General features: G+C 35.0%; 26 protein-coding genes and 1 pseudogene. 26 read left to right on the top strand and 1 reads right to left on the bottom strand.

Going from position 1 to position 23,704, the window contains the following annotated elements; genetic code table 11:
- Nucleotides 1–423: 423 nt before the first annotated feature.
- The 17 genes and pseudogenes from rpmH (at nt 424) to cphA (ending at nt 16,506) form a co-directional block, all read left to right on the top strand.
- On the top strand, nt 424–558 hold the full coding sequence (gene rpmH, locus TKV_RS12120) for a 50S ribosomal protein L34 (protein ID WP_049686148.1): 135 nt from the start codon (nt 424–426) through the stop codon (nt 556–558).
- A 36-nt stretch (nt 559–594) separates the two neighbouring features.
- Nucleotides 595–945, top strand: a complete 351-nt coding sequence (gene rnpA / locus TKV_RS12115) for a ribonuclease P protein component (protein WP_049686147.1) — start codon at nt 595–597, stop codon at nt 943–945.
- On the top strand, nt 942–1,151 hold the full coding sequence (yidD, locus tag TKV_RS12110) for a membrane protein insertion efficiency factor YidD (protein WP_049686146.1): 210 nt from the start codon (nt 942–944) through the stop codon (nt 1,149–1,151). Before rnpA ends, yidD begins: the two co-directional genes overlap by 4 nt.
- Nucleotides 1,152–1,168: 17 nt before the next feature.
- Complete coding sequence (locus TKV_RS12105) at nt 1,169–1,789, top strand: YidC/Oxa1 family membrane protein insertase (RefSeq protein ID WP_049686145.1); 621 nt, start codon at nt 1,169–1,171, stop codon at nt 1,787–1,789.
- Nucleotide 1,790: 1 nt separating this feature from the next.
- Nucleotides 1,791–2,411: an RNA-binding cell elongation regulator Jag/EloR gene (jag, locus tag TKV_RS12100; protein ID WP_049686144.1), complete on the top strand. Its 621-nt coding sequence runs from the start codon at nt 1,791–1,793 to the stop codon at nt 2,409–2,411.
- A 92-nt stretch (nt 2,412–2,503) separates the two neighbouring features.
- Nucleotides 2,504–3,886: a tRNA uridine-5-carboxymethylaminomethyl(34) synthesis GTPase MnmE gene (gene mnmE, locus TKV_RS12095; RefSeq protein WP_173402356.1), complete on the top strand. Its 1,383-nt coding sequence runs from the start codon at nt 2,504–2,506 to the stop codon at nt 3,884–3,886.
- Nucleotides 3,887–3,895: 9 nt separating this feature from the next.
- A pseudogene (gene mnmG / locus TKV_RS12090) lies at nt 3,896–5,794 on the top strand (tRNA uridine-5-carboxymethylaminomethyl(34) synthesis enzyme MnmG).
- Complete coding sequence (gene rsmG / locus TKV_RS12085) at nt 5,775–6,497, top strand: 16S rRNA (guanine(527)-N(7))-methyltransferase RsmG (RefSeq protein WP_049686142.1); 723 nt, start codon at nt 5,775–5,777, stop codon at nt 6,495–6,497. Before mnmG ends, rsmG begins: the two are co-directional and overlap by 20 nt.
- 793 nt (nt 6,498–7,290) lie before the next feature.
- Nucleotides 7,291–7,737, top strand: coding sequence for an NUDIX domain-containing protein (locus TKV_RS12075; RefSeq protein ID WP_049686140.1), 447 nt, complete (start codon nt 7,291–7,293; stop codon nt 7,735–7,737).
- Nucleotides 7,738–7,837: 100 nt separating this feature from the next.
- On the top strand, nt 7,838–8,644 hold the full coding sequence (noc, locus tag TKV_RS12070) for a nucleoid occlusion protein (protein ID WP_049686139.1): 807 nt from the start codon (nt 7,838–7,840) through the stop codon (nt 8,642–8,644).
- Nucleotides 8,645–8,763: 119 nt separating this feature from the next.
- Nucleotides 8,764–9,531: a ParA family protein gene (locus TKV_RS12065; protein WP_049686138.1), complete on the top strand. Its 768-nt coding sequence runs from the start codon at nt 8,764–8,766 to the stop codon at nt 9,529–9,531.
- Between the two features lie 16 nt (nt 9,532–9,547).
- Complete coding sequence (locus TKV_RS12060) at nt 9,548–10,429, top strand: ParB/RepB/Spo0J family partition protein (RefSeq protein WP_049686137.1); 882 nt, start codon at nt 9,548–9,550, stop codon at nt 10,427–10,429.
- A 553-nt stretch (nt 10,430–10,982) separates the two neighbouring features.
- Entirely contained in the window at nt 10,983–12,125 is a 1,143-nt protein-coding gene (locus TKV_RS12055; RefSeq protein WP_049686136.1) for an aminotransferase class V-fold PLP-dependent enzyme, read from the top strand.
- A gap of 18 nt (nt 12,126–12,143) precedes the next feature.
- The gene (locus TKV_RS12050) at nt 12,144–12,647 is read left to right on the top strand and encodes a DUF4446 family protein (protein ID WP_049686135.1); all 504 of its coding nucleotides are present in this window, start codon (nt 12,144–12,146) and stop codon (nt 12,645–12,647) included.
- A gap of 21 nt (nt 12,648–12,668) precedes the next feature.
- Nucleotides 12,669–12,845: a diacylglycerol kinase family protein gene (locus TKV_RS12630; RefSeq protein ID WP_084574305.1), complete on the top strand. Its 177-nt coding sequence runs from the start codon at nt 12,669–12,671 to the stop codon at nt 12,843–12,845.
- A gap of 212 nt (nt 12,846–13,057) precedes the next feature.
- A complete protein-coding gene (locus tag TKV_RS12045) occupies nt 13,058–13,879 on the top strand; it encodes a cyanophycinase (protein WP_049686134.1) in 822 nt (273 codons plus the stop codon).
- On the top strand, nt 13,876–16,506 hold the full coding sequence (gene cphA / locus TKV_RS12040; protein WP_049686133.1) for a cyanophycin synthetase: 2,631 nt from the start codon (nt 13,876–13,878) through the stop codon (nt 16,504–16,506). The genes TKV_RS12045 and cphA overlap by 4 nt, the downstream gene beginning before the upstream one ends.
- 498 nt (nt 16,507–17,004) lie before the next feature.
- On the opposite strand, the gene yyaC is transcribed toward cphA, so the two are convergent.
- Entirely contained in the window at nt 17,005–17,562 is a 558-nt protein-coding gene (gene yyaC, locus TKV_RS12035) for a spore protease YyaC (protein WP_049686132.1), read from the bottom strand.
- Nucleotides 17,563–17,714: 152 nt separating this feature from the next.
- Here yyaC and mscS point away from each other — a divergent pair, with 152 nt between their 5' ends.
- The 9 genes from mscS to rplI all read left to right on the top strand — a co-directional run bounded on the left by mscS (nt 17,715) and on the right by rplI (nt 23,700).
- Nucleotides 17,715–18,566 carry a small-conductance mechanosensitive channel MscS gene (gene mscS, locus TKV_RS12030; protein WP_049686131.1) on the top strand — a complete coding sequence of 284 codons (852 nt, stop codon included), beginning with the start codon at nt 17,715–17,717 and terminating at the stop codon, nt 18,564–18,566.
- A 79-nt stretch (nt 18,567–18,645) separates the two neighbouring features.
- Nucleotides 18,646–18,852 (top strand): DUF951 domain-containing protein, encoded by a 207-nt coding sequence (locus TKV_RS12025; RefSeq protein WP_049686130.1) that lies wholly within the window; start codon nt 18,646–18,648, stop codon nt 18,850–18,852.
- A 66-nt stretch (nt 18,853–18,918) separates the two neighbouring features.
- A complete protein-coding gene (rpsF, locus tag TKV_RS12020) occupies nt 18,919–19,206 on the top strand; it encodes a 30S ribosomal protein S6 (RefSeq protein WP_049686129.1) in 288 nt (95 codons plus the stop codon).
- Between the two features lie 31 nt (nt 19,207–19,237).
- Nucleotides 19,238–19,690 (top strand): single-stranded DNA-binding protein, encoded by a 453-nt coding sequence (locus TKV_RS12015; RefSeq protein WP_049686128.1) that lies wholly within the window; start codon nt 19,238–19,240, stop codon nt 19,688–19,690.
- Nucleotides 19,691–19,705: 15 nt separating this feature from the next.
- Entirely contained in the window at nt 19,706–19,972 is a 267-nt protein-coding gene (gene rpsR, locus TKV_RS12010) for a 30S ribosomal protein S18 (RefSeq protein WP_049686127.1), read from the top strand.
- Between the two features lie 80 nt (nt 19,973–20,052).
- Nucleotides 20,053–20,361 carry a MazG-like family protein gene (locus TKV_RS12005; RefSeq protein WP_049686126.1) on the top strand — a complete coding sequence of 103 codons (309 nt, stop codon included), beginning with the start codon at nt 20,053–20,055 and terminating at the stop codon, nt 20,359–20,361.
- A gap of 4 nt (nt 20,362–20,365) precedes the next feature.
- Entirely contained in the window at nt 20,366–21,274 is a 909-nt protein-coding gene (locus TKV_RS12000; protein WP_049686125.1) for a YybS family protein, read from the top strand.
- Nucleotides 21,275–21,292: 18 nt separating this feature from the next.
- Nucleotides 21,293–23,260 carry a DHH family phosphoesterase gene (locus tag TKV_RS11995; RefSeq protein WP_049686124.1) on the top strand — a complete coding sequence of 656 codons (1,968 nt, stop codon included), beginning with the start codon at nt 21,293–21,295 and terminating at the stop codon, nt 23,258–23,260.
- Nucleotides 23,257–23,700 (top strand): 50S ribosomal protein L9, encoded by a 444-nt coding sequence (rplI, locus tag TKV_RS11990; RefSeq protein WP_049686123.1) that lies wholly within the window; start codon nt 23,257–23,259, stop codon nt 23,698–23,700. Before TKV_RS11995 ends, rplI begins: the two co-directional genes overlap by 4 nt.
- The last annotated feature ends 4 nt before the right edge of the window (nt 23,701–23,704 follow it).

The following is a 23,704-nucleotide window of genomic DNA, read 5'->3' as shown; positions in this document are numbered from 1 at the left end:
TTTGATAATGTGAATTTTTATTTTTGATAACTTTTGCAAAAAAACATGTAAAAATGCTGTTTATAAAAAATATTTTAATAAAAATCTATGTAAAAAGGCTCAAAACACCTTAAATATAAGTTAATGAATAAAGCCTGCTCACAGTTAAATAACAACTTATTCACAAAATTATACACAACCTGTGAATAAGTTGTTATTTTTGTGGCCAAAATTTATTTAAGTTATCAACAGTTTAATTTTATAATATCAAATTATCAACAGATTATCAATAAGAAAAATAATTTTATCTACAAACCCTGTAGACAAACAAGTGGCCTGTTGATAACTTTGAGCTTCTAAAAATATCTTATAACTGTTGTTGACATGACCTTGATTTAACGCTATAATTTTTATAGCATTTTTTAGGTTTTAGGAGGTGTACTAATGCTTCGTACTTATCAACCCAAGAAAAGACATAGAAAAAAAGAGCACGGTTTTAGAAAGAGAATGTCTACCAAAAGTGGTCGTAATGTTTTGAAAAGAAGAAGACAAAAAGGTAGACATAGATTGACAGCGTGAGGCCTTTAGGGCCTTTTTTACAATCCGGAGGTATAAATGAGTAACAAGATTATAAAAATTAAAAAAAGTTATGAATTTAAAAAGGTTTATTCAAATGGAAAATCTGTTGCTAATCAGTTTGTTGTAATGTATTATATGGAAAATAATTTAGGTTTTAATAGAGTTGGCTATTCAGTGAGTAAAAAAATAGGTAAAAGTGTGGTAAGAAATAGAGTTAGAAGGCTTTTACATGAAAGTTTTAGACTTTTAGATATTGAGATAAAAACAGGTTTTGATATAATTTTTGTCGCAAGAGGGAAAATTGTAGAGGCTGATTTTCACACTTTAAAAAATTCCATGAGAAAATTGATTATGAAAACACCTCTTTATGTGGGGAATGAAAGATGAAAAATGTTGTTATTTTTTTAATTAAGTTGTATCAAAGATATATTTCGCCTATGAAGCCAAGGGCTTGTAGATTTTACCCAACTTGTTCTCAATATTCTATAGAAGCAATATCAAAGCATGGACTTTTAAAGGGCGGAATTATGTCAATTTGGCGGATTTTAAGGTGCAATCCCTTTAATCCTGGGGGATACGACCCTGTAAAATAAATTTTTGGAGGTATATTATGGCAACAATTGCTATGTATTTAGGACAGTTGTTAGAATTTATACATCATTATGTAGGAAATTATGGTATCGCTATAATTATTTTTACAATTTTAATAAGGATATTGCTTTTGCCTTTTTATGTACAGCAAATGGGAACAATGAAAAAGATGAAAGAAATACAGCCTCTTGTGGAGGAGCTTCAAAAGAAATACGCTAAAGACCCTCAAAAATTAAACATGGAAACAATGAAATTGTACCAAGAGAAAAAGGTAAATCCTTTTGGTGGATGTTTACCTATGCTTTTGCCTTTGATAATCTTGTGGCCGCTTTTTACGATGCTTAGAACTTATCCGGCTTTTTCTACTGCTTCTTTTTTATGGATGCATAGCCTTGCACAAAAGGACCCTTATTATATAATTCCTATTTTAGCTACTGTGACTACTTATATATCTTCTGCAATGGTAGCAACAGACAAGAGTCAAAATTCTATGAATATAATGATGTCAATTTTTATGGGATGGGTAACTGTTTCTTTGCCGGCAGGGGTAGGAATATATTGGGTAACAAGCAATATATTCCAGATAGTTCAGCAGTATTTCTTTTTGAGGGAATCCAATACTGCTAAGGGGGGATCATGAGTTGAAAGAGCTTATAAGAACAGGTAAAACAGTGGAGGAGGCAGTAAATCTCGCGTTAAAAGAGTTTGGCGTTCCAAGGGAAATGGTAGATGTGGAAATACTGGATGAAGGGGGTAAAGGTTTTCTAGGGTTGCTTAGCAAACAAGCAGTAGTTAGAGTGATTTTAAAAGATGTTGTAAAAGAAAGTGCAAAAAATTTTTTGCAAAGCGTAATTGAAGCGATGAAAATAGACGTAAAGTTTGACATCGTAGAAGAAGAAGATTGTATAAAGTTTAATTTGCACGGGAAAAATGTCGGTTTATTGATAGGCCACAGAGGAGAGACTTTGGATTCCCTACAATATCTTGTGAATGTTGTCGCAAATAAGTATAGAACTTACGAAAGGTATAAAAGAATTATACTTGATGCAGAAAATTACAGAAAAAGAAGAGAACAGACTTTGATTAAATTGGCAAAAAAGTTGGCACAACGAGTGATGGAGAGTAAAGAGAATATAGAATTAGAGCCCATGAGTCCCAATGAAAGAAGAATTATACACATGGCTTTGCAAGACCATCCCTATGTAGAAACTTACAGTGAAGGTGAAGAGCCTAATAGAAGAGTTATTATAGCTTTAAAATAGTACCCTAATCAGGGTTTTTTTTATATTATGATTGAAAAGCACAGAATGTTGGCATATTATTTTATAAGATAATTTGTTGGTTGGTGATGGAAATGGATTTTGATACAATTGCTGCTATTTCAACCTTTCCAGGGGAAGCAGGAATTGGAATAGTGAGACTGAGCGGTAATGAGGCAATAGATATAGTCTCTAAAATTTTTAAGCCTTATAAGCCGAAAGATTTAAAAAAGGTAAAAACTCACACTTTACATTATGGCAATATAATCGACCCAGAGACAAAAGAAGTATACGATGAAGTTTTGGTATCTATAATGAAAAAGCCTAATACTTACACGAGGGAAGATGTAGTTGAAATAAATTGCCACGGTGGAATTGTTGTAACTTCTAAAATTCTTGAATTAGTGTTAAAACACGGGGCAAGGATTGCTGAACCAGGCGAATTTACAAAAAGAGCTTTTCTAAACGGAAGGATTGATTTGTCTCAAGCAGAGGCTGTTATAGATATAATAAGGGCAAAGACGATGCTTGCTAATAAATACGCTCAAAAGCAACTTTCAGGATATATTGGAAGCAGAATAATGGACATTAAAGACAAAATAATGGGACTATTAGTTCATATTCTCGCTTTAATCGATTTTCCTGAAGAGGATGTAGATGAACTGGAAAGAGAGCAGATGTTAAATACTGCTAAAGAGATAATTGGCGATATTGATAGACTTCTTCTTTCTTCAGAAAGTGGAAGGATTATACGTGAAGGGCTTAAAACGGCTATCATTGGGAAGCCAAATGTTGGAAAATCATCTCTTTTGAATGCTTTACTAAAGGAAAATAGAGCCATTGTAACGGATATACCCGGAACTACAAGAGATATTATTGAAGAGTATGTAAATGTAAAAGGTATTCCGATAAAGTTGATTGATACTGCAGGCATCCGTGATACAGACGAGCTGGTAGAAAAAATAGGTGTATCAAAGAGCAAAGAGGTTTTGATGGAGGCAGACCTCATATTGTTTGTGCTGGATGCCTCAAAAGAACTTAGTCGCGAAGATTATGAAATCTTCGATATTCTAACTGACAAAGACACTATTTTTGTTTTAAATAAAATTGACTTACCTAAAAAAATTGACGAAGAAGAATTAAAGAATCTTACCAAAGGTGGTATAATAATAGAGGTTTCTACTGTTGAAAAAATTGGATTAGAAGAATTAGAAAATACCATTTACAATTTAGTTTTTAAGGGAGATATAAGCTTAAAAGAGGATGCAGTAGTTATAAATTCACGACATAAAGAAGCCCTTATCAATGCAAAAAAGTATATGGAAAGCTGTCTTAATGCTATTGAAAGGGGGTATAGTGAAGACTTCATTTCAATTGACTTAAATGCTGCACTTGACCAATTAGGAAAGATTACCGGTGAAACAGCAACTGAGGATTTAATAAATAAAATTTTTGAAAGATTTTGTGTGGGAAAGTAGGTGGAATGTATGAGTTTTATTGCTGGTGAGTACGATGTTGCGGTTGTAGGGTTGGGGCACGCTGGCAGTGAAGCTGCCCTTGCTTGTGCGAGATTAGGCCTTAAGACTGTAGGTTTTGCCATAAATTTGGATTCTATAGCGATGATGCCCTGCAATCCTTCTATTGGAGGACCTGCCAAGGCTCAATTGGTGAGAGAGATAGATGCTTTAGGTGGGGAAATGGCTATAAACACAGATAAATCTCTCATACAAATAAGGACTTTAAATACCAGTAAGGGACCTGCTGTAAGGTCTTTAAGGGCACAGGCGGATAAAAAACTTTATCAAATGAACATGAAATACACATTGGAAAGGCAAGAAAACCTCGATATAAAGCAGGCAGAAATTGTTGATATTTTAGTGGAGGATAATAAAGTAACAGGTGTTGTTACAAAATTAGGTGCAATATACAAGTGCAAAGCCTGTATCATTACTATAGGGACGTATTTAAAAGGAAGAGTTATAATTGGAGATGTAAGCTATAGTAGTGGTCCTAATGGACTTTTCCCAGCCACTGAACTTTCTGAAAATCTAAAAAAACTGGGTTTTAAATTGATGAGATTTAAGACAGGTACACCTGCCAGAGTTGATAAGCGAAGTATCGATTTTTCAAAGATGGAAATACAACCTGGTGACGAAGTTATAACGCCTTTTTCTTATATGCACGATAAAATTGAAAGAGAACAATTACCATGTTGGCTTACTTATACTAACAAAAAAACCCATGAAATAATTATGGCGAATATCGATCGTTCACCACTCTTTAGCGGTGAAATAACAGGAGTTGGGGTGAGATATTGCCCTTCTATAGAAGATAAAGTTGTGAAGTTTCCCCACAAAGAAAGGCACCAGATTTTCATTGAACCTGAGGGATTGAACACCAACGAAATGTATGTCCAAGGTATGTCTTCCAGTTTGCCAGAAGATGTGCAGTTAGAATTTTTAAGAACTGTTCCAGGACTCGAGAATGTAAAAGTGATGAGACCTGCTTATGCTATCGAATATGACTGTATAGACCCTACACAGCTTAATTTGACTCTGGAATCTAAGTGAATCAGTGGTTTGTATTTTGCAGGGCAAGTTAATGGCACCTCTGGTTATGAGGAGGCGGCTGCTCAAGGTTTAATGGCTGGCATAAATGCTGCTATGAAACTTTTAAATAAACCTCCTGTCATCTTAGATAGGTCTCAGGCTTATATTGGAGTGCTAATTGATGACCTCGTGACCAAAGGTACAAATGAACCTTACAGAATGTTAACCTCTAGAGCCGAGTATAGGCTTTTGTTGAGGCAAGACAATGCAGATTTTAGACTTACAGAGATTGGCTATAAAATAGGCCTTGTGACTGAAGAAAGATATGAAAAGTTTTTAAAGAAAAAAATACAGTTAGAAAAAGAGATGCAAAGGTTACATGGCGTCATGATTACTCCTTCAGAAGAGGTCAATAATTTTTTAGTGTCAAAAGGAAGCACTCCTTTAGTCACAGGAGTAGATTTATATACACTTTTGAAGCGCCCAGAGATTGACTATAAGTCGACGAAATTTCTTGACAAACATAGGCCTGATGACATAATGGACAGCGTTGCCGAACAAATTGATATAATAATTAAATATGAAGGATATATAATGAAACAACTCAGGCAAGTAGAACATTTTAAAGCATTGGAAAACAAAAAAATTCCCGATGACATAGATTACACTCAAATTCACGGTTTAAGCAATGAAGCCAAAGAAAAATTAACCAAAATTAGGCCTACTTCTATAGGGCAGGCTTCCCGTATTTCTGGTGTTTCTCCAGCTGATATTTCTGTATTATTAATTTATTTGCAGCAATTGAGGAGAAATAAAGATGAAGAGCAAATCGGTTGAAATGCTGCTAAAAGGTGCTAAAGAGTTTGGAATAAATATTGAAATGTTCCATGTGGAACAATTTAATAAATATTATGAGTTGCTTGTTGAATGGAATAAAAAAATGAATTTAACTGCAATTATAGAAGAAGAGGAGGTTGTGATAAAACACTTTTTAGATAGTCTATCCACTTATAAATGTGGCAAAATGAAAGGCAATGAACAAATTATAGATGTGGGAACAGGAGCTGGTTTTCCAGCTCTCCCTCTCAAAATTGTTTTTCCTTTTTTAAAAATTACTTTACTAGATTCTTCTAAAAAAAGGACTATGTTTTTGCATCACATTGTAGAAGAGCTAAATTTGCAAGAGGTAAATGTAATACATGGAAGAGCAGAGGACATCGGAAAGGATTCTGCTTATAGAGAGAAGTTTGATGTATGTGTTGCAAGAGCTGTTGCTTCTTTGAATGTCTTATTAGAATATACACTTCCTTTTGTAAAAGTAGATGGTTATTTTGTCGCCTTAAAAGGAAGAGAAATTGAGGAAGAGATGGTAAATAGTCAAAGAGCATTAAAAGAGTTAAAAGGGAGTGTAGAGGAAATAATCAAAATTGACATTCCCTATAGTAATATAGTGCATCATCTAATTGTTGTTAAAAAAATAGATACAAGCCCTATAAAATATCCAAGAAGGCCAAATGCTATCCAAAAATCTCCACTATGAATTGTAAAAATGGCAGCTGATTTTAGCTGTCATTTCAGTTTATTGACAAACCTTTTTTGTATGTAAATTAAAGTTTCCTGCTTTATATTAAAGTGCAGGCTCACATATCTAAGTGTGCCTAAGGCTCGTTTTGGGCAGCTTCTGAATTCGCTTTTTTTCTCCCACCGAAGTATTTTTAATCTGAAGTGAGAAAATTTCTTTTCTATTTAAAACATATTTTTTAGACTGCTCATGAGAAGCTGCTTTTCCAAAACTTCACCAAGCCGTCTCCGATACTTCCGCGATGCACTTTACACATAAAAGCGGAGACTTATTAAAAAAACTTTGTCGACAGTCTGTAGGTAGCTAATTTTAGCTGTCTTTTTATTTTTGGTTAAAAGTTTGTAGTGTGTGTAAAGTTTTAGTAGGTAAATAGTATAGCTGACTTTTACACAAAGCGCGCGACTTGACCGTCTGGCACTCAAATAGACTTGCTATTACTTTGCTTTGTGATTATATAACATGTTTATTTGAGTGCCGGGAAACTTAGCAAGACCGAAAGATGAAGGCGGGGCTGATGGCAAGGATGCCGGGGGATGGCCCCTGAGGCAAGGAAGCCGAATGGGCCAGGAACCCTCTCGGAATCTGATGTCGAGCGCTAGTTTAGCCTGTGAGGTCACCGGAGCAAGCAGTGCAAAACGTCAGCTACCTACAAAGTTTTGACACACACAAGTTTGTTTTTGTTGTGTTATTTTAAAATATTTTTATGATATAATTTTAAATAAGGTAAAATACTGACAAGGAGAAGAATAAAATGGTAAATTTTAGAGCAAGTTTCCTGGTGGCCAGAGTTGTCGTTGTAGAAAATGAAAAAGTTTTGCTGGTAAAGCATCAAGATGGAAAAAAAGTTGCGTGGGTGTTTCCAGGAGGGAGGGTTGAAGAGAATGAATCGGTAGCTGCTGCTGCCATAAGAGAATGCAAAGAAGAAACAGGGTATGAAGTAAAATTAAATGGAGTTTGTTATATTCAAGAATATGATATTTACTATGTAACGTATTTTTATTCCACAATAATAGGAGGGAAGTTAGCGCTTGGCAGTGACCCAGAACTGCCTAAAAATAGACAAGTGTTAAAAGAAGTAAAATGGATAGATTTTAAGGATTTAAAAAATTATGAAGTCTACCCTAAAAAGCTTGCAGAGTTAATACAGCAAAAAGATTTTTTTAACTGCCTCATCCCCATTCCTGAGACTTTTTTATAATTTTAACAATATATAAGAATTTTAGGAGGAATTTTACATCATTTGTCGAATATATAATTACAGAAAATTTTTTGAGTGTTTTAAAAGTGGGGTGTGTAAGATGACGTCAATTAAATCACAGGAAATTTGTTATTTGCCCATCGATGCTATAAGACCTAATCCATACCAGCCGAGAAAGACTTTTGACATAAAAAATCTTCAAGAATTGTCGGAGTCTATAAAAATGTATGGGGTTTTACAACCAATCACTGTGAGAGTGGTAAATGGCAATTCTTATGAGTTAGTGGCAGGGGAAAGAAGATTGAGAGCTTCAAAATTGGCTGGACTTACTGAAATACCTGCAATAATTGTAGATGCCTATGATGAAGATTCTGCTATTTTGGCGTTAATTGAAAATTTGCAAAGAGAAGACCTCAATTTTATTGAAGAGGCAGAAGGATATTACAACTTGATAAATGACCACCATTTAACACAGGAAAAATTGGCGAAAATGTTGGGAAAAAGTCAGTCAACTATAGCAAACAAGTTGAGAATTTTAAAATTAAGCAAGGAAATAAAGGAAAAATTAATAGAAAATGACTTGACAGAGAGACACGCAAGAGCCCTCTTGCGCCTTCCTGATGAAGAACTACAAAAAAAGGCGTTAGATGTTATTATAAAGAAAAAACTGAATGTCAGTGAAACGGAAAAACTTGTACAAAGCATGATAGACAAAATTACAAAACAACAAGAAGAAAGCAAAAAAGACAGCAAAAAGATGATGAAATTTTACAAAGACATAAGAATATTTGTAAACACAATCAAGCAAGCTGTAGATTTGATGAGAAAATCAGGGGTGCCGGCTGAATATGACAAAAAAGAAAGTGATGATTATATAGAATTTATAATAAAAATTCCAAAAACATAGTAACTATTTACTCACCCCCTCATGTGCTTTTGTTCCATGTGGAACAATGGTATAATAGACATATAAAATTCAATTGACTATTGATTAATATAGCGCATATTATAGAAGGGGGTGAAATTGTGAGCAAAGTTATTGCCATCGCCAATCAAAAGGGTGGAGTAGGAAAAACTACCACTGCTATAAATTTAGGCTATTCTTTAGCTGTTTTAGGGAAAAAAGTTTTGTGTGTAGATATAGATCCTCAGAGCAACATGACAAGTGGTTTTGGCATTAACCCTGTTTCACTGGAACATACTACTTATACTGTTTTAATAGAAGAGGACGATATAAAGAATGCAATAGTCTTTTTAAAAGAAATGAATGTTTCTGTTGTTCCTTCTAGCATTCAATTGGCAGGTGCTGAAATTGAATTAGTTCCTATGATTTCTCGAGAATTTAGATTAAAAAATGCTTTAAAAGATATTAAAGAAGAATTTGACTATATATTAATAGATTGCCCTCCATCTCTTGGACTTTTGACGATTAACGCCCTTACAGCTGCTGATTCAGTGATTGTTCCTATTCAGTGTGAATATTATGCATTAGAGGGTCTTACACAGCTTATGAATACTATTAATCTCGTTAAAAAAAGTCTAAATCCAAATCTTGAAATAGAAGGCGTGGTTCTCACAATGTTTAATGCACGCACTAATTTGTCTATACAAGTGGTTGATGAGGTGAAAAAATTTTTTAAAGACAAAGTTTATAGAACTATTATACCTCGCAATGTTCGTTTAGGAGAGGCGCCAAGCTTTGGAAAGCCCATTTCATTATATGACCCTACTTCAAAAGGCGCAGAAGCCTATGAGGAACTAGCGCAGGAAGTTGTGGAAAGGGCAAAAATATAAAATAGGTGGTGATCAAATGGCCAGCAAAAAAGGATTGGGTAGAGGTTTGCAGGCTCTTATACCTGAATACCAAACTGAAGACTTGCAGGGAGTAGAAACCATTAAAATATCTGATATTCAACCTAATCAATATCAGCCGCGAAAACATTTTAACGAAGAAACTTTAAAAGAACTGGCAGATTCAATAAAGGAGCATGGTGTAATACAACCTATAATAGTGCGAAAAATAAACAGCAGTTATCAAATTGTAGCTGGAGAAAGAAGATGGAGAGCTGCAAAAATTGCGGGACTTTCTGAAATACCAGCCATTATTAAGGACTTTGATGATCGACAAGTGATGGAAATAGCTTTAATTGAAAATTTACAAAGAGAAGATTTAGATCCAATCGATGAAGCTAAAGCGTATAAGTCTTTAATGGAACAGTTTAATCTTACGCAAGAAGAAATATCTAAAAGAGTGGGAAAAAGTCGTTCTGCAATTGCCAACAGTATAAGGCTTCTCAACCTTGATGAGAGAGTTCAAAATATGCTCTCAAAAGGTGACATAACAATAGGCCATGCAAAAGTGATACTTTCTCTGACAAATAAAAATTTGCAATATGAAGTGGCAAATAAAATTGTACTGGAAGGGTTAAATGTAAGAGATACAGAAAAATTAATTAAAAATTTGTCAGAAACCAATAGAAAAGTTTCAAAAAGAAATGAAAGAAAAAGTACAAACGTTCACCTTAAGGAAATAGAGGAAAATCTGTGCAGTTTATTAGGAACAAAGGTTAAAATATCTCACAAAAGTAAAAATAAAGGAATTATACAAATAGAATATTATGGGGAAGAAGACCTGACAAGAATTTTAGAAATATTCTATGGAAATGGTATGGAAAAAAAAGCATTTGTCTAGGGGAAAATGCACAGTTTATTGACAAACCTTTTTTGTATGTAAATTAAAGTTTCCTGCTTTATATTAAAGTGCAGGCTCACATATCTAAGTGTGCCTAAGGCTCGTTTTGGGCAGCTTCTGAATTCGCTTTTTTTCTCCCACCGAAGTATTTTTAATCTGAAGTGAGAAAATTTCTTTTCTATTTAAAACATATTTTTTAGACTGCTCATGAGAAGCTGCTTTTCCAAAACTTCACCAAGCCGTCTCCGATACTTCCGCGATGCACTTTACACATAAAAGCAGAGACTTATTAAAAAAACTTTATCTACAAACTATGCATTCGTTTAGGGAAATGCATTTTTTATAAGTAATTTTTAAATTCTAAAAAAGATACCCATTTCTATAAGTGGTGATGAATTGCGCAACTTTTAATAAAATGTTAAAATTAAATAGGTGGCAAAATATAATAAAGTGCAGAAAAATTACATGAGGGCATGCTTTTGCCATATGTAAGGCATTATAAAGAGCTATTGCATATAATAGTAGGGAGATTTAAAATAGAGGGGATAGGGGAATGATTTATTTTGACAATGCTGCAACTTCTTGGCCCAAACCTGAATCGGTGTATAAAGAAGTTGACAGGGTTTTAAGAAATTGCGGAAACCCTGGAAGAGGCAGTCATACAATGGCATTAGAAGCAGGAAGAGTTATATTTGAAGCAAGGCAGGAGATATGCCGTATTTTTAATATTAAAGACCCCATGAGAATCGCCTTTACTCTCAATACTACAGAGGCATTAAACATAGCTTTAAAGGGAGTTTTAAAAGAAGGAGACCATGTTATAACTTCCAGCATGGAACACAATTCTATGATAAGGCCTCTTATGGCATTACAAGGTATAGGAATAGAAGTGACTATCGTCAAAGCGAATAGTGAAGGGAAGATTGACCCAGATGATGTAAAAAAGGCGGTAAAGAAAAATACAAAAATGATTGCAATGACTCATGCTTCTAATGTCACGGGTACCATAATGCCAATTAGAGAAATAGGAAATATTGCCCGGGAAATGAATTTAATATTTTTGGTGGATGCGGCTCAGACTGCAGGTGTGCTTGACATTGATGTAGAAAGTCAAAACATACACCTTTTGGCTTTTCCAGGACATAAAGGTTTGTATGGGCCACAAGGGACAGGGGGGCTTTATATAAAGGAAGGAATTGACATAAAAACGATAAAAGAGGGTGGCACGGGAAGTAAATCAGAATCTATATATCAACCAGACCTTATGCCTGATAAGTTAGAAAGCGGTACTCCTAATACACCGGGAATTGCTGGTTTAAAGGAAGGCGTAAAATTTATAAGGTCGGTAGGTATAGATGTAATTCGTGAGCATGAGAAACAACTTACTAAAATGCTAATAGAGGGATTAAAAGAAATAAAAAAGGTCATAATTTACGGACCGCAAAATGTAGAAGAAAGGGTGGGGGTAGTTTCAATACGCATAAAAGATATGGATGTAGGAGAAATAAGCTATCTTCTTGATAGAGAATTTGGAATTGCAACTCGCTCAGGACTTCACTGTGCTTCTTTGGCGCACTCTACAATCGGGACACTACAAACCGGTACTTTACGGTTTGGAATTGGGTATTTTAACACAGAAAAAGAAGTAGTTGAAGCTATAAAAGCTATAGAGGCGATTTCACATAAAACACCCTAAAAAATGGAGGAGGAACTTATGCAAAACCTATTAGATATTATAGGCAAAAACACGGCATTAATTATTTCTTTTTTAATAGTTTTATCTTTCATTCAATTCATTTTTATAATAGTAATCAACTCAAGGTTTTTAAAATTAAACAGAACCTATAAAAAAATGATAAAAACCTTAGAAAAAGGGGATGTTTTTGACATTTTTTCAAAAATTGCCACAGAAAACGAAGAAATCAAAGATAAGCTGGACAAATTGCACATTGATTTAAATGGCTTAGATAGGGAAGTAAAGACTGCAATTAAGAAAGTAGGAATTGTAAGATACAACGCTTTTTCTGATGTAGGTTCTGATTTAAGTTTTTCTATTGCCCTCCTGGATAGTAATGACAATGGAATAGTATTGTCAGGCATATATGGTAGGAATGAAACAGCTACATTTGCCAAACCTATTGAGAGAGGGCAGTCAAAGTATCCTCTTTCTGCTGAAGAAGTACAAGCTATAGAAAGAGCCAAAAGAAAAGCTTTATAGAAAAACAGGAGAGTGGTGGCTTTGATTCCATTCATCGTAAATCCGGTGGCGGGCGGGGGCAAAGCTTATAGAAAGATTTCCGAAATCGAAAAAATTATGAAAGAGAAATTAATCGATTACAAAATTTTTATCACAAAATACGCAGAAGAAGGAGAAGTATTGGCGAGGAAAGCAGCCTTTAGCAGTATAAATTTGTAGAAATTTACAAAGCTAAAAGAGTGGAGATAAACACAAAAAAGGAACTACCTATTTGTGTTGACGGTGAAATAATTCAAGATAAGAGATTAGAATTAAAAGTGGAAAAAGATGCCATAAATCTGTGCACAATATAATTTATAGTATATTGCATTAAACTCTCAGGAATAATAATTATGTGAACCTGAGAGTTTATTATTTTTGGAGGCGAATAAATGGAGGAAAAGACAAGAAGAAAGTTAATCATAATAGGTGGTGCGGAAGACAAAGAAGATAAATGTGAGATATTAAAGGAAGTCGTAAATTTGTCAGGGGGTAGAGATAGTAGAATAGTAGTAATGACGACAGCCACAGAAAAACCTATTGAAGCTGGAAAAATGTACGTTTCTATTTTTAAAAAATTAGGAGCAAATGAAGTAAAAGTAATAAACATAGATTCAAGAGAAGATGCAGAAATAAATTATGCAAATGATGTACTTAAAGATTGCAGCTGTGTATTTTTTACAGGTGGTGACCAACTGAGGATAACAAGCATTTTAGGAGGAAGTGGTATAGATAGATTATTGCAAGAATTAAATGAAAATGGAGTTTTAATCGTGGGGACCAGTGCAGGTGCTTCTGTGATGTCTCAAACCATGATTGTTGAGGGAAAAGATGAAGATTCGCCAAGAAAATGTACTATAAAAATGGCACCGGGCTTAGGATTATTAAAAGATGTTATAATTGACCAACATTTTGCACAAAGGGGTCGTATTGGAAGGCTTCTTGCGTCAATTGCACAAAATCCAAATAATCTTGGCATAGGAATAGACGAAGATACAGCTATAGTTGTGGAACAAAATTGTTTTAGAGTGATAGGTTCCAATGCTGTGACGGTGGTAGACGGAAGAAAATTAAGACATACCAATGTTTCTGAGTCAAGTCCTGACGAAATTTTAGCCCTTACCAATGTAACCCTTCACATATTGCCATCAGGTTGTGGATATGACTTAAAAAATTGGGTACCTTTAGTCAAATTCAAGGAGGATAAAGTATGATTATCAAAGATATAAGGGTATATCGAGGCAGAAACATATACAGTCACAAACCAGTAATAAAAATGGTAGTAGACATAGAAGGTTTTGATATACCCACAAAAGACATAACTGGCTTTAATGACAGATTAATAGAACTACTTCCGGGGTTGTCAAAACATGGCTGTTCTTATGGATATGAAGGAGGTTTTTTAAAAAGGCTGGAGGAAGGCACATATTTGCCCCATGTGACAGAGCACATAATTTTAGAACTTCAGCACATGCTAGGATATGACGTAAAATTTGGAAAGGCAAGGAATATAGAAGGAAATTTTTACTATATAATTTCGGAGTACAGCCTTGAGGAATGCGGCGTGAGGGTTTGCAAATTGGCGGTTGAAATGGTCAATAAACTTATAAAAAGAGAAGAATTTGACTTAGAGGGAAAGCTTGACAAAATAAGAAATATAATTGCTGAAATAGAATTAGGGCCAAGCACAATGGCTATAAAAAACGAAGCAATAAAAGCTGGAATTCCAGTTACAAGAGTAGGCAATGGAAGCATATTGCGGTTAGGCTATGGAAAATATCAAAAGATGATTGAAGGAACTATATCCCAAAACACCAGCTGCATTGCTGTCGACATAGCGTCAGACAAAATTTTGACAAAACAGATTCTAAAAGACCACGGTTTTCCTGTGCCAGAAGGTGATGTTGCTTATAATGAAGAAGAAGCGATTGCCATTGCGGAGGAAATTGGGTATCCTGTGGCTATAAAGCCTTATGACGGCAACCAAGGAAAGGGAGTACATCTAAATATAACTATTAAAGAGGAAGTAACTATAGCTTACAGAAATGCTAGAAATTATAGCGACCTTGTTATAGTAGAAAAAAACATTAAAGGAAGGCATTACAGAGTGTTGGTAGTAGGTGAAAAAGTCGTAGCAGTAGCAGAAAGATTTCCAGCTCATGTGATAGGAGACGGAATTCACACCATACAGGAATTAGTAGAGATTGAAAATAAAAATCCTTTAAGAGGAAAAGGCCATGAAAAGCCCCTCACAAAAATAACAATAGACGCGATATCAAAAATGACTTTAAAAAGACAAGGATTTGAGCTAGAAGATATACCTAAAAAAGGGCAAAAAGTGTTTTTGCGAGAAAGTGCAAATTTGAGCACAGGAGGAATCGCTATAGATAGGACAGAGGATATTCATCCCTATAATATCGAAATTGCGATAAGAGCTGCAAAAGCAATTGGGCTTGATATTGCAGGAATAGATATTACAATGGAAGACATAAGAAAACCTCTCACAAAGGAAAACGGAGCCATCATAGAAATAAATGCTTCACCAGGCATAAGGATGCACCACTATCCCAGCAAAGGAAAACCCAGAAATGTAGCAGCAGCCATAATAGACATGTTGTTTCCCAAAGGGAGCAAAGCCACAATACCTATTATTTCTATTACAGGTACTAATGGAAAGACCACAGTTACAAGGATGACTGCGCACATATTAAAAACTTACGGTTACACTGTGGGAATGACTTGTACTGATGGAATTTACATTGACGACGTATGTGTCTATAAAGGTGACAACACCGGACCTAAGAGTGCAAAAACTTGCCTGGCAGACAAAAATATAGATGCCGCTGTATTGGAGACGGCAAGAGGAGGTATCATAAGGGAAGGTTTAGGTTATGACCTTGCAGATGTAGGTGTCATAACAAATATTTCTGAAGACCATCTCGGCATTGATGGGATAGAGACTTTAGAAGATTTAGTTTTTGTAAAAGCTTTGGTGATTGAAGCGGTAAAAAAAGATGGATATTGTGTGTTAAATGCTGATGACCCGATGACCACTTATTTGGCCCAAAGGGCAAAAGGGAAAATAATATATTTTTCAATGTACGATAATAACCTCACTGTAAAAAAACATATAGAAAAAGGCGGAATAGCAGTATACGTTAAAGACGGTGTCATCGTTATAGCGAATGGGCAGATAGTTCCAGTTGTAAAGATAGAAGAAATCCCTGCAGCACTGTCAGGCAAAGTTTTGTATAACGTGGAAAACGCTCTTGCAGCAATTGCTGCATGCTATGGGATAAAAGTGCCTGTCAATATAATTGCAAAAGGCATAAAAACTTTTTATTGTGACACCACCCACAACCCAGGAAGGTTTAACTTGTTTAATGTAGGGAATTTCCGAGTTTTGGTGGACTATGGCCACAATATCGCAGGGATAAAAAGCGTAATAGAAGCTGCTCAGAAGATGGATGCAAACAGGCTCATTGGAGTGATAGGAGTTCCAGGTGACAGAACAAATTCCAGCATATTAAAAGTTGGAGAAATTTGCGGAAGAGAATTTGACTTCATATATATAAAAGAAGACTTAGATTTAAGAGGTAGAAAGCCGGGAGAAGTAGCAAAGATATTAGAACAGGGCGCAATAAAAGGTGGTATGGATAGGCAAAAAATAAAGACGATTCTAAAAGAGACGGAAGCATTAAGGGCAGCTATGTACAACGCTGAACCAGGAGATTTGATAATAGTTTTTTATGAAAAGTATCAGCCGATTATAGAAGTGATAGAGGAGTTTATCAAAAACAAAGACCTTAAAAATATTGAAATAAAATTAGAAAGGGCTTAACTCAAGCCCTTACAGACTGTAGACAAACTTTCGTAAAGGAGATATTTTGCATAAGGAGCGACTTGTTACAAAGCGGTAACAAAACTTAGCAAGACCGAGGGTGGAGGCAGGGCCGAAGCCATGGATGGCGAAGGCGGGCACCTGAGGCAAGGAGGCCGATTGTGCCCGGTACCCTGCCGGAGCCCGAAGGTCGAGCTTTAGTTTTGTCGCTTTGGAACATCGGAGCGACGATGCAAAATATCTCCTTTGAATATTTTTTAACTTTGTCAACAAACTGAAAGGGCTTAACTCAAGCCCTTATAGTTTGTTGACAAACCTTTTGAGGTATAAATTAAAGTCTCCAGCTTTATATTAAAGTGCAGGCTCACATATCTAAGTCGTGTCTATGGCTCGTTTTGGACAGAGGGGACACACTAAGATACTTCCGCAATGCACTTTACGCATAAAAGTGGAGATTTTTTTAATGTGACTTTGTTTACAGACTGAAAGGGCTTGACTTTAAGCCCTTACTTTGTTTTGTTCGTATATTTCATTTATTGTTTTAAATATACCTAAGGAGATGATGTCTGCCATTTTCATTACAGTCCTAAGCCTTGTATTTTGAAGTACCATGTATTCCATAAAACCAGAGATATTGACAATTCCTGTAACAAACATGTCTCCCACAGGAGGAAGGTCTTTTGAAACTCCTGCTCCTGGTTTTATAGGTCCTTTTCCAACAGAGATGTGGCCTACGTGGTTTAAAGAACCCAAACAAGCGTCTATCGCTATCATAAAAGGACGTCCATAATTTAAATTTATGTACTTTAAAACCTGATGTATGTTTTTTGCATGTAGTGGTTCTTCTAAAGTGCCGAAAATATGAGCTTTTCCCTTAAGAAGCGGCTTTAGTTTATGACCAATTAAAGGTCCAAGGCTGTCGCCTGTAGACCTGTCAGTACCTATGCAAAGCAAAACTATTTCTTTTTGATAGTCATAAAGGTCAAGCATGTATTGAGAAAAAAATCTATAAAAATGCCAAACAGCTCTTTTGTCTTCAATATTTATTAACTCCATATGTTTCTCCTTTCTTAAGTTGATAAGTCTTACAAATATATTTTTGTCAACTATGTAAAATTAAATACAGGTAATTTCCGGTTTTAATTATTGAAAAACCTTTCTTACTTGTGTAATATATAAAATATAAAGGAAATGAAGCGGGTGATGGAATGGAGACAATAGCTCAACTATACCAAAAATTTTCAAGTCTTTACGATATAAAAATATTAAAAGTAACTTTCGACATCATAAAAATTTTGGTTATAGCTTTTATAGGTATAAAAATAGGAGACATACTTATATCAAGGTTTTACAAATTACAGACAAAAGGAAAAATACAGCTTCCTGAAAGAAAGATAGGCACTTTAATGTCTCTTACCAAAAATATATTGAGATATGTCATTTATTTCATAGCAGCTGCTTCAATACTAAAAATTTTCAACATAGAAATGACATCAATATTGGCAGTTGCCGGAATTGGCAGTTTGGCTATAGGTTTTGGTGCTCAAAATCTAGTCAAAGACGTAATTTCGGGATTTTTCATAATATTTGAAGATCAGTTTGGAGTTGGGGATTATATAACGATAAATAATTTTTCGGGTCTTGTTGAAGAAGTAGGACTTAGAACAAGCAAAATAAGGGATTTTTCGGGCGATTTACATATAATACCAAATGGAGAAATAAAGACTGTAACAAACCATACACGAGGCAGTATGAGAGCGCTTGTAAATGTAGGTATTCCTTATGAGGAAGATATTGATAGAATAATAAATGTGCTCACACAAATTTGTGAAGATATAAAAAAATCCAGGAATGATGTGATAGAGGGCCCTACAGTCTTGGGAATTACGGATTTTCAGGACTCGCAAGTTTTAATAACGATTATTGCGAAAACAGAGCCTATGAAACAATGGGAAGTTGAAAGGGATATAAGATACAGGATAAAAAAAGTATTTGATAGAGAAAAGATTACATTTCCGTATCCGCATACAGATGTTACAATAACAAATATTGACACATAACTTGGTTAGTAATGTGTGAAAATCAAAGCACCTTTTCAGTTGATTTATTAAGTTCATAGATTGGTTAGAGGTGATTGCTTTGCCAAAAGAACTCCATGTAGGAGATATTGTAAAGATGAAAAAAAAGCATCCTTGTGGTTCTGATGAATGGGAAATTTTAAGAGTGGGTATGGATATTCGAATAAAATGTTTGAAATGTGGCAGAATGGTTTTGATGCCCAGGCCTAAATTTGAAAAAAGCATTAAAAAAATTTTAAAAACGGTTGAAAATCCCCAAGGACAATGATAGAATATGTGTATGGATTGCCGCCTTGCCCGTTTAGGGCCGTTTAGTCCAAAAGGAGGTGAAAAAATGAGGTCATACGAGACAATGTACATTCTCTCTCCAGATTTAAGTGAAGAGGAAAGAAAAGGCTTAATAGAAAGATTTAAAAACCTCATCATTGAAAATGGTGGAGAAATAACCAATTTTGATGAATGGGGTAAGAGAAAATTAGCCTATCCAATTGACAAAAAGCCTGAGGGATATTATGTACTGATGAACTTTAACAGCGACTCAAAGGTTTCTCAGGAATTGGAGAGAGTTTATAAGATCACAGATGGCGTTTTGAGATATTTAATAATAAGAACTGACGAATGATCATTTATTAATATAAAAAGGTGGGTTAAAAATGTTAAATAAGGTTATTTTAATAGGCCGGCTTACAAAAGACCCTGTAATGAGGTATAGTGCCAATATGGTTCCTGTTACTACTTTTACGTTAGCGGTTAACAGGAATTATGTCAGTCAGAGCGGGGAAAGGCCTACTGATTTTATACCCATCGTCACATGGAGAAAGCTTGCAGAGATCTGCGCTAATAACTTAAAAAAGGGTAGACTAATAGCAGTGACGGGAAGCATTCAAACCCGTTCATGGGATGATAATAGCGGCAATCGGCATTGGGTTACAGAAGTGGTAGCAGACGATGTGAGATTTTTAGAGCCGAAATCTGGTTTTGGCAGCAGTGGCAATGCTGAAGAAAATAGAGATTTTGATGAAGGCTTTGACAGTGTATTTGAAGATATACCGGAAGAGTTTGAGGGCTTTACACCTATAGAGAGTGAAGATGATTTACCTTTTTAAAAAGGAGGTTGAAGGATGACAACAGCTAATACGACAACGAAAGACAGTGCAGCTGCGAAAAAAAGAGGCAGAAAAGCAAAGAAGCGTGTTTGTGCTTTTTGTTCAGATAATATAGACAAAATTGATTACAAAGATGTAGCAAGGCTCCGCAAGTACATCACAGAAAGAGGAAAAATTCTGCCAAGAAGAATTACAGGAAACTGTGCAAGGCATCAAAGGCAGCTTACAAAAGCTATTAAAAGAGCAAGACAGATTGCACTACTACCATATACAGTAGAATAATGATATAATAATAAGAGGGCGATGCCCTCTTTTAGTTTACTATTTAGAAAAGCTGTTAAAAATAAAGGTGGAATGAAGGTATGAAAAATAACTTTGAAATTGCTAAAAATATCATGAGCATTGAGAATTTAAAAATAAACCTTTTAGGGAAAGTATATTCTCTCTTTAAAGCTTTTAACGAAGATGAAGCTGGAGAAGTATTGATAGATAATCTTTGCGATATTTTAATTTCTGCGTACTTATTAGGAGAGAAATTAGGTTATGACTTTGAAGAAATGGATGAGCAAGTAATTAAAAAACTCAAGCTTCAAATTATCGATAAAAACTTTGATGGAGACTATAATTTTTCTGGTCTAGAAAGATACATAAAGGGTAGAAAGCGGGAGTGATTTAATGGATGCCAGAAAACTTACAAATGCAGCAATGATGACTGCAATGGCTGTTGTAATAACGTTGGTAGGAGTATACGTTCCTCTGTTGTTTTTGCTGTTTTTTTTAATACCTGCTCCTATAGCCATAACTTGTGTAAGAAGTTCTGAATCCTATGCTGTAGCGGCGTCTTTCGCTGTGTTTATTGTAAATGTAATTTTTACAGATATAATTACTGCATTTATAAGCTTGTTTTTTGCGTTACAAGGTTTTCTAATAGGGTATTTGATATTGAAGAAGCGAAAAGCCAGTGAAATTGTCATAGATACCTCTGTTGTGTCAGTGTTTAGTATAATTGTAATATTTTACTTTATAAAAATAGCTTTTAACATAAATGTCATTGATCAATTTTTTAAAATCTTTGATATGAGCACAAAACAAGTATTATCCATTTATAAAGGGCATCCTGATATTTCTTCTATAAAAAGCACTCTTATGGCACTGGAACAGATGGTAAAGATGAGCCTTCCTGCCTCCATAATAATTACTGTAGTCTCTATCATCTTAATTAATTACATTGTCATAGCAAAAGTCCTTAAAACGCAAAGAGTTTCAATAGATACACTTCCTACTTTTGAAAATTGGAGAATGCCTTATATCACAGGTTGGATTTTCATCGGGGCATTAATATATCAGTATTTTTTAGAAAAACCAGAGATAATTACCACAAATATCATTATATTGCTTTCACTAGGTTTTACTTTAGGCGGGATGTCAGTTGTAAAGTATTATTTAACGCATAAATTAAATGTTAAACCTCTATTATGCAATCTTATACTTGTATTTTTGTTTATTTTTCCTCTTACCTCCTGGCTGCTTACCATATTAGGCATTGCGGATACAAGCATGAATTTAAGAAAATACATGCTTTAAAAGATGAGAGGTGTTTTTGTGGATAAGAAGTTTTACAGGATAATTTCTTCTGTCAGTGTGATAAATATTTTGCTGTCAGTTATATTAATAGCTTTTATGTTTTATTACAACAAGATAATTGCTTCCATTTCCTTAATTATTCTTCTTTATGTCCTTTTAAGTGAGTACTTTGGCATAAAGAAAAAACAGTTGGAGCTGGATAGATACCTGGAAAACCTATTTTTCAATGTAGATAAGGCATCGAAAAGTGTTTTGGCAAAAATGCCAATTCCAGCAGTTGTTTTAAACAGCAAGGGGGAAATACTGTGGTACAATTCCAGCTACGCTCAAGCTTTTAATGAAAATGAAGAAATAAAAAAACTGATAAAGAGATATCTCAGTAGTAAAATTGATGACAGAAAGAACCAAATAGAATTTAATGGCAAATACTATTCAGTGTTAAAAATAGATTCACAACTCAAAAGAAAAAAAGGTGAAGATTTAAGTTGCACTCTTTTATTCCTTGACAATACTGAATACATTCAGCTTAAAAAATCTTTGGTTTACGATAGACCTGTGGTAGGGCACATAATAATTGACAACTACGAAGAAGCAATGATGGCAATAGAAGACATAAAAAAAGCGGTCATTTCTTCAGAAATAGAGAAAAAACTTTCAGAATGGGCTTCTTCAATAAAGGCTTTTATGAAAAAATACGATGACGACAAATACCTTATCATATTTAAAGAAGAGGGTTTAAAAAATCTGGAAGAAAACAAATTTGAAATATTAGATAAAGTGAGAGAAATTGGAGAGGACATCAAAATCCCGTTGACCTTAAGCATAGGTATTGGCGCAGATGCCGGTGACTTTTTAGCCTTAAATGAATACGCCTCTAGCGCTTTAGATTTAGCATTAGGGCGAGGCGGAGACCAAGCGGTAATAAAAAGAGGAGATAAAATTTCTTTTTATGGAGGAAGGACACAAGCTGTCGAAAAGAGGACAAAAGTAAAGGCGAGAGTAATTGCCCACGCTATAAGAGAGCTCATAAAAGAATCCTCTACGATTTTCATAATGGGACACAACTTCATGGACTTTGATTCATTAGGTGCTGCAATTGGCATGTACAGAGCCTGTATGTCTCTTGACAAAAAAGCCTATATAATTTTAGACAAATCTAATGTAGCGATAGATGAGCTGGTAAAGAAGATACAAAGTACAAAAGGCTATGAAGATTTATTTATAAAAAGCAGCGAAGTTAAAAACATGGTGGACCAAAACAGCCTGTTAATAGTAGTTGATACCCATAGACCCAGCTACCTTACCTATCCCGAAATTGTCGACATTGTGGACAGGATAGTTGTTATAGACCATCATAGAAGAGGAAAAGAATTTATCGACAAAGCATTGCTTGTTTACTTGGAGCCTTATGCTTCTTCTGCATGTGAATTGGTCACAGAAATTTTACAGTACATAGCGGACAAAATTGACTTAAAGACTGTAGAAGCAGAAGCACTCATGGCAGGAATAGCGGTGGATACAAAAAATTTCACTTTTAGGACAGGCTCAAGGACTTTTGAAGCGGCCTCTTTTTTGAGGAGAAAGGGCGCAGATACAACATCTGTCAAGCAGCTTTTCCAAAACGACTTAGCTTCTTACGTCATAAAGTCTTCAATAGTGAAAAGCGCTGAAATATTGGATAACGGCATTGCAATAGCAATAAGCCCTGCAAATGCAAACAACCTTATCATAGCTCAGGCTGCTGATGAGCTTCTCACAATAAAAGGAGTACAGGCTTCTTTTGTCCTGTTAAAAAGAGAAGAAGATGTGGCCATAAGTGGGCGCTCCCTTGGAGACATAAATGTGCAGGTTATCCTTGAAAAGCTTGGAGGAGGAGGTCATTTGACTGTGGCGGGAGCTCAGGTCAAAAAGCCAATAGAGGAAGTACTACAAGACTTAAAAAATGCCATTAAAGAATACTTTGAAGAGGAAGGTGAAGACAAATGAAAGTTATATTAGTAAAAGACGTTAAAAATGTAGGAAAAGCAGGAGAAATTGTAAATGTCAGCGATGGATATGGCAGAAATTATCTCCTTCCAAGAGGACTTGCCATAGAGGCTACGGACTCTAACATGAAGGCTCTCAATGAAAGAAAAAAAGCGGAAGAGAAAAAAATGCAGCAGGAGCTGGAGAAGGCAAAAGAAATGGCACAAAAGCTTTCGGGTATCAGCCTGGTTTTAAAAGTCAAGGCTGGAGAAAATGGCAAACTCTTTGGTTCTATAACCTCAAAAAACGTACAGGAGGCCTTAAAAGAAAAAGGTTTTGACATCGATAAAAAGAAAATAGCTTTTAACGAAACTGTAAAAACGACAGGGACATATTATGCAGACATAAAACTTTTTCAGGGAATTACTGCAAAAGTAAGAGTAGATGTGGTGGCAGAGTAACTAA

The sequence above is a fragment of the Thermoanaerobacter kivui genome, from assembly GCF_000763575.1.
GTDB lineage: Bacteria > Bacillota > Thermoanaerobacteria > Thermoanaerobacterales > Thermoanaerobacteraceae > Thermoanaerobacter > Thermoanaerobacter kivui.
Note: the sequence above shows the minus strand (reverse complement) of the source record. Positions and strands in the feature narration are given on the sequence as shown.

Bases quoted from the DNA above. Each gene is read 5' to 3' on its own strand.
- rpmH (WP_049686148.1), top strand. From the start codon at position 424: ATGCTTCGTACTTATCAACCCAAGAAAAGACATAGAAAAAAAGAGCAC.
- rnpA (WP_049686147.1), top strand. From the start codon at position 595: ATGAGTAACAAGATTATAAAAATTAAAAAAAGTTATGAATTTAAAAAG.
- yidD (WP_049686146.1), top strand. From the start codon at position 942: ATGAAAAATGTTGTTATTTTTTTAATTAAGTTGTATCAAAGATATATT.
- TKV_RS12105 (WP_049686145.1), top strand. From the start codon at position 1,169: ATGGCAACAATTGCTATGTATTTAGGACAGTTGTTAGAATTTATACAT.
- mnmE (WP_173402356.1), top strand. From the start codon at position 2,504: ATGGATTTTGATACAATTGCTGCTATTTCAACCTTTCCAGGGGAAGCA.
- rsmG (WP_049686142.1), top strand. From the start codon at position 5,775: ATGAAGAGCAAATCGGTTGAAATGCTGCTAAAAGGTGCTAAAGAGTTT.
- TKV_RS12075 (WP_049686140.1), top strand. From the start codon at position 7,291: ATGGTAAATTTTAGAGCAAGTTTCCTGGTGGCCAGAGTTGTCGTTGTA.
- noc (WP_049686139.1), top strand. From the start codon at position 7,838: ATGACGTCAATTAAATCACAGGAAATTTGTTATTTGCCCATCGATGCT.
- TKV_RS12060 (WP_049686137.1), top strand. From the start codon at position 9,548: ATGGCCAGCAAAAAAGGATTGGGTAGAGGTTTGCAGGCTCTTATACCT.
- TKV_RS12055 (WP_049686136.1), top strand. From the start codon at position 10,983: ATGATTTATTTTGACAATGCTGCAACTTCTTGGCCCAAACCTGAATCG.
- TKV_RS12050 (WP_049686135.1), top strand. From the start codon at position 12,144: ATGCAAAACCTATTAGATATTATAGGCAAAAACACGGCATTAATTATT.
- TKV_RS12045 (WP_049686134.1), top strand. From the start codon at position 13,058: ATGGAGGAAAAGACAAGAAGAAAGTTAATCATAATAGGTGGTGCGGAA.
- cphA (WP_049686133.1), top strand. From the start codon at position 13,876: ATGATTATCAAAGATATAAGGGTATATCGAGGCAGAAACATATACAGT.
- yyaC (WP_049686132.1), bottom strand. From the start codon at position 17,562: ATGGAGTTAATAAATATTGAAGACAAAAGAGCTGTTTGGCATTTTTAT.
- mscS (WP_049686131.1), top strand. From the start codon at position 17,715: ATGGAGACAATAGCTCAACTATACCAAAAATTTTCAAGTCTTTACGAT.
- rpsF (WP_049686129.1), top strand. From the start codon at position 18,919: ATGAGGTCATACGAGACAATGTACATTCTCTCTCCAGATTTAAGTGAA.
- TKV_RS12015 (WP_049686128.1), top strand. From the start codon at position 19,238: ATGTTAAATAAGGTTATTTTAATAGGCCGGCTTACAAAAGACCCTGTA.
- rpsR (WP_049686127.1), top strand. From the start codon at position 19,706: ATGACAACAGCTAATACGACAACGAAAGACAGTGCAGCTGCGAAAAAA.
- TKV_RS12005 (WP_049686126.1), top strand. From the start codon at position 20,053: ATGAAAAATAACTTTGAAATTGCTAAAAATATCATGAGCATTGAGAAT.
- TKV_RS12000 (WP_049686125.1), top strand. From the start codon at position 20,366: ATGGATGCCAGAAAACTTACAAATGCAGCAATGATGACTGCAATGGCT.
- rplI (WP_049686123.1), top strand. From the start codon at position 23,257: ATGAAAGTTATATTAGTAAAAGACGTTAAAAATGTAGGAAAAGCAGGA.